This window comes from Desulfuromusa ferrireducens (assembly GCF_055389805.1).
Genome location: NZ_AP042415.1, coordinates 952,318 through 970,835, shown reverse-complemented (window position 1 = coordinate 970,835; position 18,518 = coordinate 952,318). Strand labels below are relative to the sequence as shown.

General features: G+C 53.2%; 15 protein-coding genes. 8 read left to right on the top strand and 7 right to left on the bottom strand.

What is annotated here, in order from left to right; translation table 11 throughout:
* Position 1 precedes the first annotated feature (1 nt).
* Together ACZ5PT_RS04395 and ACZ5PT_RS04390 are read right to left on the bottom strand one after the other, a co-directional pair.
* Positions 2 to 214 carry a hypothetical protein gene (locus ACZ5PT_RS04395; RefSeq protein ID WP_464265592.1) on the bottom strand — a complete coding sequence of 71 codons (213 nt, stop codon included), beginning with the start codon at positions 212 to 214 and terminating at the stop codon, positions 2 to 4.
* A gap of 456 nt (positions 215 to 670) precedes the next feature.
* Positions 671 to 1,468 carry a class I SAM-dependent methyltransferase gene (locus ACZ5PT_RS04390; protein ID WP_464265591.1) on the bottom strand — a complete coding sequence of 266 codons (798 nt, stop codon included), beginning with the start codon at positions 1,466 to 1,468 and terminating at the stop codon, positions 671 to 673.
* Positions 1,469 to 1,659: 191 nt separating this feature from the next.
* Between ACZ5PT_RS04390 and ACZ5PT_RS04385 the strand changes: the two genes are divergently transcribed.
* On the top strand, positions 1,660 to 2,532 hold the full coding sequence (locus tag ACZ5PT_RS04385; RefSeq protein ID WP_464265590.1) for an RluA family pseudouridine synthase: 873 nt from the start codon (positions 1,660 to 1,662) through the stop codon (positions 2,530 to 2,532).
* A 61-nt stretch (positions 2,533 to 2,593) separates the two neighbouring features.
* Here the strand turns inward: ACZ5PT_RS04385 and ACZ5PT_RS04380 are convergent, their stop codons facing one another.
* Positions 2,594 to 3,274, bottom strand: a complete 681-nt coding sequence (locus ACZ5PT_RS04380; protein ID WP_464265589.1) for an arylesterase — start codon at positions 3,272 to 3,274, stop codon at positions 2,594 to 2,596.
* Between ACZ5PT_RS04380 and ACZ5PT_RS04375 the strand changes: the two genes are divergently transcribed.
* The 3 genes from ACZ5PT_RS04375 (at position 3,273) to ACZ5PT_RS04365 (ending at position 8,094) form a co-directional block, all read left to right on the top strand.
* Positions 3,273 to 3,962: an ABC transporter ATP-binding protein gene (locus ACZ5PT_RS04375; protein ID WP_464265588.1), complete on the top strand. Its 690-nt coding sequence runs from the start codon at positions 3,273 to 3,275 to the stop codon at positions 3,960 to 3,962. The two genes, ACZ5PT_RS04380 and ACZ5PT_RS04375, sit on opposite strands and share 2 nt — an antisense overlap.
* A complete protein-coding gene (locus tag ACZ5PT_RS04370) occupies positions 3,959 to 6,487 on the top strand; it encodes an ABC transporter permease (RefSeq protein ID WP_464265587.1) in 2,529 nt (842 codons plus the stop codon). The genes ACZ5PT_RS04375 and ACZ5PT_RS04370 overlap by 4 nt, the downstream gene beginning before the upstream one ends.
* 311 nt (positions 6,488 to 6,798) lie before the next feature.
* On the top strand, positions 6,799 to 8,094 hold the full coding sequence (locus ACZ5PT_RS04365) for a DUF945 family protein (protein WP_464265586.1): 1,296 nt from the start codon (positions 6,799 to 6,801) through the stop codon (positions 8,092 to 8,094).
* 19 nt (positions 8,095 to 8,113) lie between these two features.
* Here the strand turns inward: ACZ5PT_RS04365 and ACZ5PT_RS04360 are convergent, their stop codons facing one another.
* Positions 8,114 to 8,854, bottom strand: a complete 741-nt coding sequence (locus ACZ5PT_RS04360; RefSeq protein ID WP_464265585.1) for a hypothetical protein — start codon at positions 8,852 to 8,854, stop codon at positions 8,114 to 8,116.
* Between the two features lie 182 nt (positions 8,855 to 9,036).
* On the opposite strand from ACZ5PT_RS04360, the gene ACZ5PT_RS04355 reads away from it, so the two are divergent.
* The 4 genes from ACZ5PT_RS04355 to ACZ5PT_RS04340 are packed head-to-tail and all read left to right on the top strand — an operon-like array spanning position 9,037 to position 16,196.
* Entirely contained in the window at positions 9,037 to 10,080 is a 1,044-nt protein-coding gene (locus tag ACZ5PT_RS04355; protein WP_464265584.1) for a sensor domain-containing diguanylate cyclase, read from the top strand.
* Between the two features lie 31 nt (positions 10,081 to 10,111).
* Complete coding sequence (locus ACZ5PT_RS04350; protein WP_464265583.1) at positions 10,112 to 11,452, top strand: surface lipoprotein assembly modifier; 1,341 nt, start codon at positions 10,112 to 10,114, stop codon at positions 11,450 to 11,452.
* A gap of 26 nt (positions 11,453 to 11,478) precedes the next feature.
* The gene (locus tag ACZ5PT_RS04345; protein ID WP_464265582.1) at positions 11,479 to 13,998 is read left to right on the top strand and encodes a FecR domain-containing protein; all 2,520 of its coding nucleotides are present in this window, start codon (positions 11,479 to 11,481) and stop codon (positions 13,996 to 13,998) included.
* A complete protein-coding gene (locus ACZ5PT_RS04340; protein ID WP_464265581.1) occupies positions 13,995 to 16,196 on the top strand; it encodes a CHASE2 domain-containing protein in 2,202 nt (733 codons plus the stop codon). The genes ACZ5PT_RS04345 and ACZ5PT_RS04340 overlap by 4 nt, the downstream gene beginning before the upstream one ends.
* Before the next feature lie 15 nt (positions 16,197 to 16,211).
* Here the strand turns inward: ACZ5PT_RS04340 and ACZ5PT_RS04335 are convergent, their stop codons facing one another.
* The 3 genes from ACZ5PT_RS04335 to ACZ5PT_RS04325 form a co-directional block, all read right to left on the bottom strand.
* Positions 16,212 to 16,700, bottom strand: coding sequence for a GAF domain-containing protein (locus ACZ5PT_RS04335; protein ID WP_464265580.1), 489 nt, complete (start codon positions 16,698 to 16,700; stop codon positions 16,212 to 16,214).
* A gap of 83 nt (positions 16,701 to 16,783) precedes the next feature.
* A complete protein-coding gene (locus tag ACZ5PT_RS04330) occupies positions 16,784 to 17,527 on the bottom strand; it encodes an SDR family oxidoreductase (RefSeq protein ID WP_464265579.1) in 744 nt (247 codons plus the stop codon).
* A 53-nt stretch (positions 17,528 to 17,580) separates the two neighbouring features.
* Positions 17,581 to 18,477: an ROK family protein gene (locus ACZ5PT_RS04325; RefSeq protein WP_464265578.1), complete on the bottom strand. Its 897-nt coding sequence runs from the start codon at positions 18,475 to 18,477 to the stop codon at positions 17,581 to 17,583.
* Positions 18,478 to 18,518 lie beyond the last annotated feature (41 nt).

The following is an 18,518-nucleotide window of genomic DNA, read 5'->3' as shown; positions in this document are numbered from 1 at the left end:
TTTAGCAGGCCCAGCAGTAGTCATCGCCTTCAACCGTTTCTGAAGTGGCGGAGAGGAAGGATTTTTCATTTGGATCTTTGATGACTTCCGACAGGCCATGATTGACGGCCCAACTGGTGCCACAGAAGCTGCACTCAATGATTCCTTCGTTAAATTGTTCGGATTGCAGGTTGATTTCCTGAGGTTCGTGATTGTTACAAACGGGACACTTCATGGCGGGGCTCCTATATTAGATGTGATTTAAAATCACAACCATTGGTTACTGTTAGCGAAAGTATACCCCTGTTATTATCTGTTGCAAGTGAAAAATAGAAGAAAGCTGCGGTAAAACAGTATGTTACGAATTTCTGCGTTTTGCTGTGTAGACCGCTGGTTTGAAATGCTACAACTTTTTAATCTTGCAGTCCTATGCTTTTATGCAACATCCTTAAAGTATTGGGTTTCTCGGTTTTATTCAGTAAATCGGTAGTTTGTAAACGGGAAGTGGTTTTTTGCGGTGAACCGCTGCCTGCGGAATCTTTTTTTTCGCAAAATATGGGATTGTTATTTTCAGAACATAAGATCAGCTAACGGGCTGGTTTATGAGCAAATATTCAACCCGTTAACCGACTTTTTATATTTTATCAGTGAAAATGTCGGCGCCAGCTGCTGGCACGGCAGGTGGGTTGCCTTATGTGCTGCTTTTTTGACAGGCGACAACCAATTTTTTTTTGGAGCGATGCAGCGCAGAATGGCCGACAATTGCAAAGCCACTAGTTTCCAGCAGTCGGGTTAATTGAACGGTGGTAAATATTTGTTTATGGCGATATGGCTTTGGCGAGAAATGCCTGCCGAGCAGTAGCGGTTTGGTCCCTAGGCTAAAATGATACGACCATTCACTGAAGCGGTAAAAAAAACAATCACGCGACGGCGTGTCGAGAAAAAGGTATCCCCCTGGTTTGATCAGCTTGTGGGCTGCCCTGAGGGTTTCGACCGGGAAGTTGACATGCTCGAGCGTGTCCCAGAGTGTTACCACATCAAAGTAATCAGCATAGTTGTTCTGCCAACTGGGATCATCGACCTGTTCACGCTTGATCGTGAGTTGAAATTTTTCCTCTGAGAACTGACGAAAAATCTGCTGCGGTTCAATCCCGTGTGCTATCGCTCCCGCTTCTTTGAGCAGCGCCGGAAAGACCCCTGCGCCGCAACCGATATCGAGGCAAGTCGCTTCTGGCAGGGGGACATAGGTTTGGACAAACTGCAGCTCCTTCTGCAACTGAACCCTGTTTTGCGGTAGCTTGCTCTCGATGAATTTGCGTGCTTTTTCCGTCAGTAAAGAGGTGTCTGGTTGCTCTGCGGGAAAGTCATCAAGCGCATTAATGTAGTGAAAATCACAGTTTGGGCAGGCGTACAGAGTCATCTGCTTTAATTTATATTTTGCCGTGGCAGAGTTTTCGCCGCAGAGTTTGCAATGACTGAAATCGTACATTGATATTCTCCCTCCTTTTTCTCGATAAGATCGCAGGCGTGCAGTGGCAACAGTCAACCCGTCAAACCTCTTCCTCAATGGGGGGAGTTCGGTTGACTGAAATGCGCTCATATCATAGTCGCAATAGCGGCATTTGCCAAATATGCTTTTATCGATTGCACTTCTGAGCGACTCCGAACTATGCTCTGCGCATGCCTGAATTTATAGTAGAAGAGAGTGAAGCCAGCCTCTGTACGGAAGATTTTTTACGTTGCCGGATCCCCGCTGCCCCCGCTGCCTATCTGAAGCAATTGCTGAAGAAGGGGAAGGTCCGTGGGCCCGGCGGAGTTTTAAGCGGAAAAGAGTGTTTGCAGATCGGTGACTCCATCCTGCTGCCCGATAGTGGCCGGGTGCGCGAACTGATGGCAACACCAGTTAGCTGTACTTTGCCGCTGACAATTCTTTATGAGTCGCGTGAAATCCTGATCATCGATAAACCTGCCGGTTTGGCCGTTCACAGCAGTCAGGGGCATGAAGCCGATAACTTGACCCAGCGGGTTACGGCCCTTTTGGCCGAGCGTGGACTGAGGGTACAGGTGGCGCCGGTCCATCGCCTTGATCTGGAAACCTCCGGGCCGATCCTGTTTGGTAAGGGTAAGCAGGCGTGCGGTCGGTTGGGGCAAGTCTTTATGCGTCAAGAGGTGGAAAAGTTTTATCAGGCGCTGGTAGTTGGTAAAACCCCGGGCAGCGGGCGCTTGGAATCGGAACTGAGTGCCAAGGGGAAAATAAAATCGGCGCGTACCGATTATCGTGCTTTAGCTCGTAACGATCAGGCCTCACTATTGGAACTGCAGCTGCACACCGGTCGTCAGCATCAGATCCGCCAGCAACTGACCGAGCGCGGTCATCCCCTCTTCGGTGACAGCCGTTATCGTGGACCCTGTCCGCCTGAGCTGCCGCGGCTGTTTTTGCACTGCTGTCGCCTTGCCTTTGTCGATCCCTTCAGCGATACGCCGATCGATATTCAATCACCGTTGCCGGATGATTTAGCGAAATTTCTGCCGCTGGTTGGGATTACTCTCTGATTTTGCCGACGTAATTTATTCCGTTATTAACAGGGCGAGGTCGCTCCTCGCTCTTGCATTTTCAATCAGCAACGTCTGTTGCTGCGTTGCGCCGATTTCTCCGGTTTTTCAATAAATCATCCAGTACCTCTTCCACCAGCGGTAATATCTCCCGCACAATCACCTCTACTCCCGCGGCGGTCGGGTGGATACCATCGGCCTGATTGAGCCCAATTACCCCCGCCACACGCTGAAGAAAAAAGGGGTAAAAGGGGACATTGTGCTGTCGCGCCAGCTCGGGATAAAGGCGGTCAAACTTGTTATAATATTCCTCACCCAGATTGCGTGGCGCTTTCATGCCGGTCAATAAGGCCTGGACATGCTGTTCCCGCAGACGATAAAGGATGCTATTCAGGTTCTGTTTGGTCTGCTGCGGATCGAGCCCGCGCAACGCATCGTTGGCGCCCAGCTCGATGATCATCAGGTCGGGACGGTCGGACAGCGCCCAATCCAAGCGGGCCAAACCACCCGTGCTGGTATCGCCGGAAACCCCGGAGTTGATGACACGAACCGGGTAACCCTTACGTTGCAGGGCCGCTTCCAGACGGGCCGGAAAGGCGGTTTGTTGTGACAGGCCGTATCCGGCGGACAAGCTGTCGCCGAGCACCACGATGCGCAATTGTTCTGTCGCTGGCGTCGCCCAGCCGGAGCTGCTAGCGAGCAATAGCAATGACATTAACAGAGAGGTAAAGGGGCTTTTCATGGCTGATCCGATCGTTGAAATAGAGGACTTGCATTTAAGTCTAGTGGGTGGCGCCGGTCGGGTCAATATTTTGCGCGGCGTCGATCTGCGCGTCGATGCAGGGGAGACTCTCAGCATTGTTGGTCCTTCGGGGGCCGGTAAAACTACGCTGCTGATGGCGCTGTCGGGTCTGGAACAGGCCGATTCCGGGTTGGTCCGGGTGGCCGGTGCCGAGCTGGGCCAGTTGGACGAGGATGGTCTGGCGCGTTTTCGCCGTTTGCAGGTCGGGATCGTTTTCCAATCATTCCACCTGGTGCCTAACATGACCGCGCTGGAAAATGTCGCCCTGCCGTTGGAGTTCGCTGGCGTCGATGATGCCCTTGAACAGGCCGCAATAGCCCTGGCAGCGACTGGTCTGGCTTCGCGACAAGCCCATTTCCCGGGGCAACTTTCCGGTGGCGAGCAGCAGCGGGTGGCTTTAGCGCGGGCTTTTGTCGCCAAGCCAAAACTGATCCTGGCTGACGAGCCGACCGGCAACCTCGATCAGGAAACCGGTGAAAAGGTGATGGCACTGCTGTTCGGCTTACAGCAGGAGTATGGGACCACGTTGATTCTGGTGACCCACGATTCGTTACTCGCCGCGCGCTGCCAACGTACGGTCCGGATGGCTGACGGACAGTTTCAGGTGTTGTCCGGAGCGGTGGCGTGACCCAGCCGCCGGTTTTGCGTCAGGCGTTGCGATTGGTGCGCCGCGAACTGCGCAGCGGCCTGCGCGGCTTCGGGGTTTTTCTTGCTTGTTTGTTCCTCGGTGTTTTTTCCATCAGTGCCATCGGCAGCTTCAGTGCCGCCGCCCGTTCCGGTTTGCTGGCCGACGCCAGCGGCTTGCTCGGTGGCGATCTTGAAGCCCGCCTGGCGCACCGGCCGGTCACAGCAGAACAGCGTGACTTTCTCAATCGTCAGGGGTTGCTCTCCGAAGTTCTGGAGTTGCGCACCATGGCCGCCAGCCAAACGACTGACCAGCGAGCACTGATCGAACTAAAAGCGGTCGATGCCGTTTATCCCCTTTATGGACAGCTGTCGATCGAGCCGCCACAGTCGCTGGATGTTGCGCTGGGCGGTGCCGGTTTCAATTTTGGTGCTCTGGTGGAACAGGCTTTTCTGCAACGATTCGCTATCGAGGTGGGAGACAAAGTTCGGGTCGGCAAGGTGCTGTTTACTGTGCGTGGCGTTCTGCAGGTCGAACCGGATCGCACCATCCGTGCATTTAACCTGGGGCCGCGGTTGTTGGTCAGCCGGGCTGGATTGGCGGCAACCGAACTGCTGCAGCCGGGCAGTCTGGTCACTTATCGCTACCGGCTGAAGTTGGCCGATCGTGAGCAGGCGGAAAATTTAAAAGAGCAGCTGCAGCAGCGTTTTCCCGATGCCGGTTGGCGGCTGCGGACCTGGCGGCAGGCGGCGCCGCGGGTGCGTTATTTTCTTGACCGAATGGGGACCAATCTCACCTTGCTCGGGCTCTGTTCGTTGCTGGTCGGTGGGTTGGGGGTCTCCGGTGCGGTGCGCGGCTATCTCAACGGCAAGATTCTGCACATTGCGGCTATGAAGTGTTTGGGAGCCTCAAGTCGGGTGATCTTCGTCGCCTATTTGTTGCAGGTTTTGCTGCTCGGTGCGGTGGGGGCCGGGGCGGGGTTGCTGCTCGGCGCTTTGACCCCGTGGCTGATTGTGCTTTTTAGCGGCGGTAATTTGCCGATTCCCCTGCGGCCAGGGATTTACCCCGGGGTACTGTTGATCGCCAGCCTGTTCGGTCTGCTGATCGCCCTGCTCTTCTCCCTTAAGGAGTTGGGTATTGCCCGGCGAGTGGCTCCGGCTGTCCTGTTTCGCGGTTATGTCGAAAGCAGCCGGCAGGGGCCGGGGAAGAAAATCTGGTTGGCGATTAGCGTCACCGCGCTGCTGTTGGCTTTGGTCGCGCTGTTGAGCAGTCGTGATCAGCGTTTGGCGTTCTGGTTCATTGCTGGCGCCGGGCTCTGTTTTTTCCTTTTTCGCCTGCTGGCGGCGGCGGTCATCCGTTTGGTTCGTCATCTGCCGCGACCGGCAAACCCCCGCTTGCGGCTTGGGCTGGCTAATATCAACCGTCCCGGTGGGCCCGCGGGCAGTGTGATTTTCTCTCTCGGCTTGGGTTTGACGGCGTTGGTGATGATTGCTCTGGTGCAGACCAATCTCAACGATATGGTCAGCGAGACCATTCCCAATCAGGCCCCGGCCTTCTTCTTTCTCGATATCCAACCGGACCAAGTCGCACCTTTTGTCGATCTGCTGGCGGAGTACCCGCAGTTGCAGGTTGATCGTTCGCCAACCCTGCGCGGTCGGATTGTGGCCATTGCCGGGGTGCCGGTGGAAGAGGCGCAAATTGCCTCGGCGGTCCGTTGGGCGGTGCGTGGCGATCGTTACCTCAGTTATAGCGGGACTATGCCGGTCGGCACCGAGTTGAGCGCCGGTCACTGGTGGCCGAGCGATTACAGCGGACCGCCGCAACTGTCGTTGACCGCTGACCTGGCCGAGGGTTTCGGTGTCGGTATCGGCGACAGCATTACGGTCAACATTCTCGGCCGTGAGATCAGCGCTGAAATTGTCAATCTGCGCTTGGTTGACTGGAGTTCGTTGCGCCTCAATTTCGCTCTGTTGTTTGCCCCCGGGGTGCTGGAAAATGCTCCTCAGACCCACCTCGCCGCGGTGCATCTGCCGCAACCGCTTGAGGAAACTGTTTATCGGGCGGTGACGGGTCGTTTCCCGAATGTTTCCGCCATCAGCACCCGCGAAGTGCTGGGCAACGTGGCCCGCACCCTCAGGCGGATCGGTGCCGCCTTTCAGGCCATGGCCGGGATTGCATTGCTGACCGGTTTTCTGGTCCTCGCCGGAGCGGTTTCCGCCGATCAACACCGCCGCATTCACGACGCGGTGATTTTCAAGGTTTGCGGCGCCACGCGGCGCGATATTCTCTTGACCTTCGCTGCTGAGTTTGTCCTGCTCGGCTTGGCCGCTGGAAGCATCAGTGCTTTAACCGGAGCGCTGGCGGCATTTGCTATCCTCAAAGGTCCTCTTGATGCTCCTTTCAATTTGCATCCCGAGGTCATTTTACTGACCCTGGCGGCTGGGGTTGGCGTGACCCTGCTGCTCGGGTTGCTCGGCACCTGGAAGGCGTTGGGGCAGAAGCCGGCGGGCTATCTGCGCAATGAATAATCTCACCCCATGGAGAGTTGACCAACCGATCCTTTGTTGACAGGATCATCCGGTGCCGCTAGCGTGTGCGTTTAAATAGATAAACTGGTTATCCACTTGGCTCAATCTTGAATGATTTAACGTCAAAGCATTGTGAAAAATATGTTCCACTGAAAACACAGAACTCACGGAAAAACCTTGATCTAATAAATTCAGTGTCTTCCGTGTTTTCAGTGGACAAAAACTGAAGAATTGACGCAACACCGATTTTTGGTGGAGCAAAGTAGATAACCAGAATAGATAATAATGATGTGTGTTGCCCGGAGTTGATGATGAGAAAGATATTTTCCAGTGTGCTGTTGCTGATTCTATTGGCCCTGTTTGGCTTTACTTATTATTGCAGTAGTAAGACAGAAGAGGCGTTCAAGGCCCAGGTCTCGCAGGTCAATCGAAGCTATCCGGGGCTGCTGCAGGTTGAATTGCGCGATTATCAGCGCGGCCTGCTGGTTTCTGAGGTGCAGACCAGTATATCCATGAAGGATCGGGACTCGCTGGCATTGCAACACCAGATCCGCCATTTTCCATGGGGGGTCAGAGTAATCACCCGGCTGGCGGAGCAGTCACCGCTGGCTGCGGAACTGGCCGAGTTGCTGTCGGTGGAACAATTGCAGCTGCAAACCGATGTCGGCTTGAATGGCGCATCGAAGACGCATTTTGCTCTGGATCAATTGCGTTTCAGCGATGGCACAGGAGAGGTGCTGATCAATGAGGTTATGCTGGATTGTAATTTGGATGGCCACCTCAGTAGCGGTAATCTGCAGTTCCGCTTGGATACTCTGGAACTGCAAGCGACCGGCCAGCAAAAGGTCATTCTCTCGGGGGTTGACCTGGATAGTGATTTTGCCGAACAACAGGGTCTGCTTCTCGGTGGTGGGGAATTCAAGCTCGACCGGTTGCTGATTGAACAGCAAGAGCAGGTTGCACTCGAACTCACCGGACTGGCCTATCGAGCCAGTACCTTGATGAACGCAGGACAACTCGCCAGCGAACTCGATTTGACCCTTGCCGAGCTGTCACTTGGCGGAGAAACCTTTACCGATGGTCAGCTGCAACTTAAGGTGGCGGGCATCGATGTCGCAGCAGTACGGGAATTACAGGAAAGCGCCAAGCAGTTGCAGGCGGAACTGATCAGTCAGAAGGTCGATCCGCTGATTCTGCAGTTGCAGCTGTTGGGTCTCTATTCTCAATTTTTTAAAGAGGGGCTGACACTGACTCTGGAGCGTTTGGCGCTGCGTGCCGACGAAGGAATTTTGCAGGGGCAAGGTCGTCTGGAATTGCAGGAGAGTGATATTGCCGTTTCCAGTCCGGTCGCATTCGACAAACTGAAAGGGCAATTTCAACTCGATATTGATCGTGCGGTTTTTAATGCCGGTTTTCGCCTGTTCGCCAATCTGCAGCGCAAAGGGCGTACGGCACTAAATCCAGCCGTTCTGGATGAACAGGCCGAACAGTTGGCGGGTGGTTTAATGCAAAAAGGGATGCTCGTCAGGCGTGACGGGGGCTACCGGCTCGAATTATCCGTCGATCAGGGGCAGGGCAGTTTGAATGGCAACCCCTTTAATCTTTAGTCGTCCTTGTCGCACATCACTAGATCGACAAGTTAATCGATTTGTCGGAGTAAAGGGCGTAGCTGCTATTTGGGCGCTGATAGAGAATTGCCCGGCGACCGGTCTCGTTGACTTCGATGGCCCCGACCTGAATACTGATATTCAGGCTTAAGGGGGCTCCGACGGCGGTGGGGATTGAGCTGACATGTCTGAAGGTCAGCCGGAGCCGATTATGCTCAACCACGAAACGGCCATTATTGTTGATCTCTTCTAAAATGCCACGCTGATGTTCGCCAATTTTGACCTGCAGATCATCAAAACGGAGGATGTATTCGGAAAGTCCTTCGACATAAACCGGGAAAAGTTTCGAGCTCGTGGTGATGATGCGGCCGCTGACGGGTGTCAGTCCCGAACTTTTCTGCTGTAGTTGTTGGACGAGTTCATCAATACTTCCCAGTGACACCTTCAGCTGTAACAGTTGGGAAATCAGCTCCTCTTCAGCGATCGCCAGACCTTTATCGCAGACTTCCTGGTGGGCGGTATTGAAATCGACCCGAACTATCGGTGCAAACTCTTTAAGTTTCTCAATCAACTCACGCATCGCCGTAAAGCGCCGCCGTGCCTGATCTGCCTTGTCCGGTTTTCTTTCCACTACTGGCCGCACATAACCTTCGGGCCGCTGTTGTTGCGGGTTAATTCGTGGATAGGGGCTGACCGGTTCGACCTCTCGGTAGAGATCGGTGGCTTTTAGGCTGCCTACTTTGATTTTGTCCTCTAACATGGTTCCCTCCGTGGATCTTTCTCTTCTCCCGTCTCTGGGATTTAAACCTTTCTCCTTATATATCGGCAGTTTTAACGATTATCTTTAATGAATCAAGCAATTTTCTTTGAGATGATTGACTTATCCTACTTGAGCGCTTAAATTAATAGGATTAAATGTGGCCACATTTCAATGGAAAAGTTATGGCGATTGAAAAAGTAGAGCTGGTCGAAACAGGGCGTTTATCGGATGAACTGGAAACCCTGGTCGATATAGGCAAGGCTTTGACCTCCCACCTGACGCTCGAGGATGTTTACAAGGTGGTGATGGAAAAGGTCGGCAATTTGTTGCGTCCGCAAGCTTGGTCGCTGTTGATCGTCGATGAGGAAAGCAGAGAGCTGTGCTTTGAAATCGTTGTGTCCCCATCGGCGGAGCTCTTGGCCGGCAGCCGTTTGCAACCAGGTGAGGGTGTCGCGGGTTGGGTTGCTGAATATGGCGTTTCTTTGCTGATTCCGGATGTAAGTAAAGAGCCCCGTTTCGCCAGCCGGATCGATAAAAAGATCGGCTTTGTCACCCATTCAATCGTCTGCGTGCCGATGATTTCCAATGACCGTATTATCGGTGTTATTCAGCTTCTCAATGGCGTCGGGCAGGGGCAGTTTATCGAACAGGATCAGCGCATTCTGTCGACCATTGCCGACTTTACCGCCATCGCCATCGAAAATTCCCGCCTCCATCAGCGGGTCAGGGATCTGACCATCACCGATGATCTGACCGGTCTCTACAACACCCGCCATTTTCAGACTTTGTGCGAATACGAGATGGAGCGCGCCAGCCGTTATGGTAATGAGCTGTCGATGGTCTTTCTTGACCTCGATCATTTCAAACAGGTCAATGATACCTATGGACATCTGACCGGGAGTCGTTTGCTTAAAGAGGTCGGCCACCTTTTCAAGCAGGAGGTTCGAGTCGTCGATTATGCGGCCCGCTACGGTGGCGATGAGTTTGTCTTTTTATTGCCATCAACCAGCAAAAAAGGTGCGATGGCGATGGCCGCTAATCTGCTGGATAAATTACGTGAAACGGAGTTTATCTCCGATTGCGAGCAGCCGATGCGGATTACCGCCAGTATCGGTGTTGCCACCTACCCGACCAATGCCTATTGCCTTCAGGAGCTGGTTAAGCTGTCCGACGAGGCGATGTACGAGGTGAAACGCAGCACCCGTGATGGTATTAAGAGTGCTTAAATGATGATTTGAAAGCATCTTTGGAGGATGCATGCTGCTGATGGTTAAATCAATCCGGTTATTTCTGCGGTGCAGCTTGCTTCTGTTTGCCCTCACTCTGGTTTTCAATTCCCCTGCCTCCGCAGAACAATTTCGTTTCCAAACCGGCAAAGCAGCCTTTGATAAAGGCGATTTTGCCGCTGCTTTTAAAATATTTCATACTTTAGTCCAGCAACAGCCGGGTGATCCGGAAACCGATTTTCTGCTTGGTCGTAGTGCTTATGAAATTGGTGATTTTGAGACCGCTATTTTTTCTTTTGAGCGGGTGTTGATTGCACAACCGGAAGCCGATCGGGCGCGGCTGGAACTGGCCCGCAGTAATTTTGAAATCGGCGATTTAGAAGCGGCGCGCAGCAATTTTAACCGGGTACTTGCCAAGCGACCACCGGACACGGTGCAGCAGAATGTTGAACGCTACCTGCAACGGATCAGCAAAGCTGCCCAGCAGCACAATTTTAGCGGCAGTCTGACAGTGGGGATTAGTTACGATGACAATGTCTATGCTTCGCCGGTTGACGAACAGATAGAGACTCAACTGCTTGGGACTATTACCCTCAATGGTGCCAGTGCAACGCCGCAAGAAGATCTGATCAGTCAAAATAGTTTCCAGCTGAATCACCTCTACCGAAGTCACCCGAAGAGAGTCGGCTGGCTGTCGTCACTGCTACTATACAATGCCCTTTACTCTTCTGAAGAGGATCTCAATTTAAACCTGATTGGTTTAAACACCGGACCGCTTTGGCAGCAGGGGAAGAAGCTGACGAAAGTGCAGGTTAAAGTCAATCATCTCACCTTGGACGAAGAACGTTATTTAACGATTATGAGCCTCTCCGCCGAGCATTCCTGGCAATTAAGTAAGATGATGAATGCAACTATCTCCGGACAGTTTTCCAGGCTCAATTACGCTGCCGATAGTCGTGATGCAGATCAGTACCGGTTGGAGTATAGACATGCCTGGCAGTTGCAGCATGGATCTTTGCTCGCAGCTATTGGTCTCGAAAATAATCAAGCTAAACTTGATGAATACAGGTATCAACGCAAATTGATTTCGCTGCGTTACCAGCGACCATTGCCTTGGCAATTGACCGGTTCTCTCGGTGCTCGACTGCAGGCTAGTGATTACGATGCTAATGTGCTGTTGTTTGGTAAATCCCGGCGGGATCGGCTGCGAGAACTGACCGTGGGATTGAGTCGTCCAGTTTGGAAAGGATCGAATGAAGGCGGTCAAGTCGTGGCACAACTGCTTGGTATCTTGAACAAGACCAGTTCCAATATTGATCTGTACGAATATGATAAACAGGTCATCAGTTTTTCCCTGAGTTATCTGTTTTAAGAGGTCTGATTATGCTGGCGAAAAAAATGTACAGACCCGATTTATTCTTGCTGTTCGTTATTCTTTTCTGCAACCTGTTTTCCGTTTCGGTAGCGGCCGAAGAGACTCAGCGTATCGGGAAAGTTATTGCTCTGCGCGGCCAAGCGGTTGTCACTACTGAGGTGAATGCTAGCCGCCAGGTGGCAATTGGGAGTGAAATTTCAATCGCTGATGTCATCAACACCGGCCGTCGTTGCCGGATGCAGATAATGTTTGCCGATAGCACCATTGTGAGTCTCGGTCCGGTCAGTGAATTCGTTGTTAAAGAATACGCGTGGAATGAGCAAACCCAAAAAGGGAAAATGACTTCCCGAGTCAATGAAGGGGTGTTTCGGGTCTTGGGCGGGTCGATCACTAAAAGCTCGCCGCAAAATTTCACCACCGAAACCCCCAGTGCCACCATCGGTATCCGCGGCTCAATGTACGCTGGACAGGTGCGAGATGGGAAGTTAGCGGTGGTGTTTCAGGGTGGGAAAGGGATTTATGTTCGCAATCCCCTTGGCAGTGTCGAGCTGTCGATCCCGGGTTATGGGACCAAGCTGGAATCACCGGGACAGGCTCCGCAGGAGCCATATCAGTTTACACCGGAAGAGGTGGAGCAACTTGATCCAACGGTTGCTGCAGCGCCACCATTGTCGGATGAAAGCCCAGCCGAGGATCTCCCCGCATCAGGGGAGATTGCCGATACGGCTGGGGAAAATGAACTAATTTCTTCAGAACCTGCGGCCGGCGGGAGCGAACCGGCACCAGTGGCGGCTGAACCGATTGTGACAGAGCTCCCGGTTGAGATTGAACCACCGGCTCAGACAGTTTTGACCGATACGGTCTTGGCAGATACGACCATCGCTGCCGGGAGCGGTGGAACTGCAACCCTCAGCGGACAATATTTAGCGGTGCTGCAAGAGGATCTGAACCCTTCCAGCGGCACGAATCAGAGCTGGGTCGGCAGTCTCAGTGGTCTGACTTCGGCTGATCAGTTAACCGGGACAGCAAGTAACTCACCTACGCCGAGCATCGGTCCTTATACGGTGACTGGTTATATTCCGAACCTCAGCTATACGGGGGTTGTCAAGCATCCGGTCAGCCGAGTTGTGACCCTGCTCGGTGCTCCAACCAGCTTCAGTGCCGAGATCATTAATGACAACACCGGGGAGTTCAGTGTTCTCAATCTGGCAGGGAGTTTCAACAGCCCGACCCAGAACTTTTATGAAATTGGCTTCCTGGGAACCCCGACCCTGGCTTTGCCGACCAGCGGTATCAATTGGTTCACCGGACCGCTGGCCGGAACACTCGATAATGTTTCTAACTCTGATTTTGAAGGTTTTGGCAATCTGACCGATATGGTGGTCAACTGGGCAAACGGCAAAATATTCGGCGTGGTTCAGGCGACCGGTCCGAATGCAGGGGTAGGATTTTATTTCGGCAATATTATCGGCACCGGTTTCAACGTGACGCACTTTTTCGGCAACGACATTGTAAATGATGTGGGGCCAGGGTCGATTCTGGCTATCGATGGAAGCAGCAGCTTTGGTCAGTTCTATGGTAATCAAGCTTCCGGTTTTGGGTTGGTTGCCGCTGGCAATACTTATCTGGTTGATGCAGCTCAGAATCTGCAAGAAAATTGGCAACTGGTTGCCGCCGGTTTCCGCGATGCAGGACTGGCTGCTGCCCCAGCCGGAACGGCTCTATTTGATGGCTATGCGGTTGGGGTTGGCGAGAATATGGCGATGATCGATGTGAATCGGCGCCTGTTTATGAACAATTCTCCCACAGAATTTTCTCTGAGTGTGAATCGTAATACGGGAACCATCAACGGCAGTTTGACCGCTTTCGATCTGGTCGATCCGTCCGTTTCGATCAGCAGTCTGACGGTTGGCGGAACCAACGGTTCCGTATATATTAGCGACGACATCTTTGCCGCCATCGTCGGGGGAGGGACGATCTGGAATGGTGCCAGCAGTGGAGGATTAAAGGCACAGGGGAACTTTCTGCTGACGGAAGATCCGTCCAAACCACCCATTGCCACCTATGCTTCCTGGGGATCCTGGGAGATCGCTTACGCCGATCCAAATACGGGCGACGATTATCATGTGCATGTCCCGAGTACCTATTGGGTTGCTGGTGAAATGACCAGTTCGACCGATCTGGTCACAGTCAGCGGAACGGCGACCTACAATTGCCGTGCAGAGGGGGTTTATGTGCCGATCTCCGGTCCCTTTGATGCTCTGCCGAGCGGCACCGTGACCCTGAATGTCGACTTTGACGCAGATATGCTGACCTCAGGAACCCTCAGTTTCCCGGCAGGAACGATCAATCCGGCGATCAACCTGAATATCCCGTCGGTAACGGTGGCGACCGGGCAGTTCACCGCTCCCTTAGTGACGCCCGGCGGAACGATCAACGGTGCCTTTTATGGCCCCGCGGCTGATTCTGTAGCGGGGAATTTCGAAGCCCAGCTTACCACTCCGTCGGCACGGATCATAGGCATCTTCGGGGGGGATCGTTGAGTAGATCGTTCAAACGTCTGCTGCAACCGACCCCGTTTAAAGCAGGTCTGCTTTGCGTTCTGCTGGCCAGCGTTTTTTATCTGTCTTTCGGAGCAGAAAAGCCTGCTCTGCTACAGGCCCTTGACAACCAGCTGACCAGCAGCATGTTTCAACTGCGGGGCCGTGAGACCCCTCACCATTCAATCATCATTGTCGATATCGACGAAAAGAGTCTGGCGCAGCTTGGACAATGGCCTTGGCCGCGGGATCTTGTGGCGCAGCTGGTTGAGCGGATCGATCAACAGGGCGCCAAGGTCATCGGTCTCGATATGATGTTTATCGAGGCTGACCGGACCTCGCCGAAGAACCTGTTCCAGCGTTATCCGCAGATCGGTACCGGACTGGCAAGAATTCTGCCCAGTTTCGATCATGATCAACAGTTGGGTGATGCCTTGGCGCAGAGCGATTCGGTGCTCGGTTATGCCATGTTGACCCAGAATGATGGCTTGAAAGATCCGGCCGCACTCCCCTTTCCTTCGGCCAATCTGCAGGTGGCGGCCGAAGGTATCGGCTTTGATCAGTTGAGCTTGCTATCAGCCTATCGCGCGACCGCCAACCACCCGGCTGTGGCCCAGGCATTGAGCGAGGGTTTTCTTAACTTCTTTCCCGAATCCTCCGGTGCTGTCCACAAGGTTCCACTGCTGATTAGTCTCGATGGAATCCCCTACCCCTCATTGGCCTTGGAGGTGGCACGCATTGCTCTTGGCGAGCAGAACTTGACGATTCACCCGGCACCGGCTAACGGGAAAAGGCATAATCTGTTGGGAGTTTCGATCGGTGAGCGTTTTGTTCCGACCGATGATTTGGGGCAAATGAGTGTCAATTTCCGTGGTCCCTGGAAGTCTTTTGCTTATCTTTCTGTCAGTGATTTACTTGAATCGAACCATCCGGAACTGCAGGGGGCGGTGGTGTTGATCGGTACGTCGGCTGCTGGACTTCTCGACCTGCAGACCACTCCCTTGTCGCGGATTATTCCCGGTGTCGAGATTCACGCTAACATCGTCGATAACCTGCTGGCTGGAGATCCGCTGAGGCACGATATCCTGACCGAAATTGGTATCACCATCTCGTTGATTATGGTTGGTGGTATTCTGCTCAGCCTGTTGTTGGCTCGAAGTGGTCCATTAAAAGGGGCATTGGGAGCGCTGGGCATTTTACTGGCGGCGATCAGCGGCAATTATCTGTTGTTGTTCAAAAACGGCAACATCGTCGGCTTAACCTATCCGCTGCTGACCATAGTACTGATCTGGTTGCTGGTGACGCTGGCCAACTATTTTCTCGTCGAACGGCAGAAGCTGTTCGTGCAGGGGGCCTTTCGTCATTACCTGGCACCGCAGGTGGTTGAACAATTGCTGCAGAATCCAACGCAGTTGTCGTTGACCGGTCAGGAAAAAGTGTTGACGGTGATGTTTAGCGACATTCGCAATTTTACCAGCATCTCAGAACAGATGGATTCGGTCGCCCTGGCCGACTTTATGAATCGCTACCTGACCGAGATGAGTCAGCTGATCACCGATGGTCGAGGGATGATTGATAAGTTTATCGGTGATGCCATTATGGCGATTTGGGGGGCTCCGCTGGATGATGATGAGCATGCGCTGCAGGCGGTCAAGTCAGCATTGTATATGCAGGAGAAAACCACAGAGCTTAAAGAAAAGTGGGTCTTTGAAGGGCTCCCGGAGATTAACATTGGTATTGGTCTCAACAGTGGGCCGATGCGGGTAGGCAACTTTGGCAGTGAACAGCTTTTCGACTATACGGTGATTGGCGACCAGGTCAATCTGGCCTCGCGGTTGGAAGGCTTGAATAAGGTTTATGGCACGGGAATTCTGATTTCGGCGCAAACCCGGGATCAATTGAAAGGTCAGATTCTCTGTCGGCCGATTGATCTGGTGCGGGTAAAAGGCAAGCAACAGCCTGTTGAGATTTTCGAACCGCTGCGGCTTGGGAATGATATTGATCCAGAACTTGAACAGTGGCAGCAGGCGTTAGCTTTTTATCGTCAGCAGCGCTTTGCTGAAGCAAAGAAAGAAATTGCGATTCTCAATCGGAAATCCCCCCAACCGCTCTACCAACTTTATCTGCAGCGGATTGAAAGCTTTCTCATCGAACCCCCGGTGACTGGTTGGGATGGATGTTTTACCCATCACAAAAAATGATTTGCAGGCCGCGACTCAAATGTGTCGGGCAATCACCTCGGCCATCTTTTGCAGCGCGTTCAGCTCTCCCTGGTTAAAATTCGCTCCGGAATCTTTGGCTTCTGTCCCTTTGCGCGAAATTTGGATAACACCCTTTTCTGCCCCCTTGTCCAGCAGGGGTACGCTGATAATTTTCTGAATCGGTTTGCCACCAGAAAAGGCCTCGAAAATGACCCCGTGAGCAGACTTGGAAAAATGATTATCCAAGTAACCTTTCTTTTCGCGCAGGGTTTTTGCCACCAGCGAATTATTTGCGTTGAGCGGAATTGATCCGGAGGTTTTCAGTTTTTCCGGCCAACTGAACTTCAGTTCCTCACGTTCTGCATCAAAGCTGAAGATGGCGATATCGTCGGGCGTAACCTTGTAAGCCTTACAGAGCATTTTGCTGGCCAATGACAGTCGTTCGGCCGGGGAGCTAAGCCCGAGTTGCAGATCGAGCTCAGAGCAGAAATCGACAATATTCATAACAGGTCCTTTAGTTAAAAATCTGGTGACCGAATAATTAGATCAGGCTGAATTTACACTGCCAGCGAAATTTATCCAAGAACTCAGTTGTCCCGCTGCACCGCCAAGGGGCCCCACGACTGATCAATGCACATCGCTTCCATGCTGTTGATATTGACATGCGCTGGCAGATTCGCGACCCACCAGACCATTTCCGCAATATCCTCCGGCCGCAACGGCTCGGTGCCACGATAAACCTTGGCTGCCGACACGTCATCTCCCTTGAAGCGGACATTGGAAAACTCGCTTTCGGCCATCCCCGGGGCAATGTTGGTGATGCGAATTTTTTTCCCTAGCAGATCGGCGCGGAGGTTACGGGAAAATTGTTCAACAAAGGCCTTGGTGCCGCCGTAGACGTTCCCGCCGGGATAGGGCCAACTGCCGGCTGTGGAGCCGATATTGATAATTTGGCCACTGTTGCGCGCGACCATTTTTGGCAGCAACGCGCGTGTGCAGTACATCAGTCCCTTGATGTTGGTGTCGACCATGGTTTCCCAGTCATCGATATTGACTTCCCAGGCTGGTTCCAGTCCCAGGGCCAGGCCGGCATTGTTGAACAGTAGATCGATATTATCCAGTGGTGACAGCTTGGAGAAAACCTGTTCCCTATCACGGATATCGAGGGGGATAATTTGTCGAACTGCAGTGCCCAGCTCTGCCTGCATCTGTTCCAGTCGGTTGACGCGGCGACCGGTAAGAATGACCCGCCAACCTTCGGCGGCAAAACGTCGTGCGCTGGCAGCACCAAAGCCGGAGGTTGCCCCGGTGATCAGAATTGTTTTGCTCATTTGGGCACTCCTTTTTTAACTGCGAAAACAATCAGCAGTAAGAATAACAGTCATCAGGACAATTGTTGATTTGTCGGCCAGAGCCAGGCCGCGCCGCGGACCCCACTCGAATCTCCATGTCGGTTTGGCACCAGCCGGGTGGATAACTGATCGGAAAAGACGTACGGCAGCCAGAGCTTAGGTACCTCTGTATAGAGTGACGCGATGTTCGACAGTCCACCACCTAGGACGATGAACTCGGGGTCGAGGAGATTGATAACGCCGGCCAGCGCTCTGGCCAGACGATCTGCATGGCGTTGCAGGGTGTGAATTCCGGCGCCGCAGAAAACAATCTTTTCGCCGCTCAACCGTTGACCGGTGAGCCGGTGGTGGTCGGCCGACAGCCCAGGGCCGGACAGGAAGGTTTCGATACAACCCTGTCGGCCGCAGTAACAGCGCGGCCCTGGCATTTCATCGGTTTGCGGCCAGGGTAAAGGGTTATGTCCCCATTCACCGGCGATAGCGTTGGCCCCACTGAGAACCTGGCCGTTGATGACGATCCCGCCGCCGACACCGGTACCGAGGATGACGCCGAAGACGACAGTTGCTCCGGCGGCCGCGCCATCAGTCGCTTCGGAGAGGGCGAAGCAGTTGGCATCATTGGCCAGCCGAATCGGTCGCTGCAACAGCTTTTGTAGGTCGGTTTCCAGCGGCCGACCGATCAGCCAGGTGGAGTTGGCGTTTTTGATCAGTCCGGTCGCGGGAGATGTCGTACCCGGGATGCCGACTCCGACGCTGCACTTGCAAGCGACTTCGTTTTCGGCGCTGCTGATCAGCTCATGCAGGTTGCGCAGGGTTGCAGCATAATCGTTACGAACTGTCGGCACTCGTCGTCGTAAGCGTTGCTCGCCCTGTTGGTCCAGAACAATGATTTCCGTTTTCGTTCCACCCAGATCGATACCGATGCGCATGTTACCCCACTGCCGATTTTTGTCAATTTGCCGTCGTTATG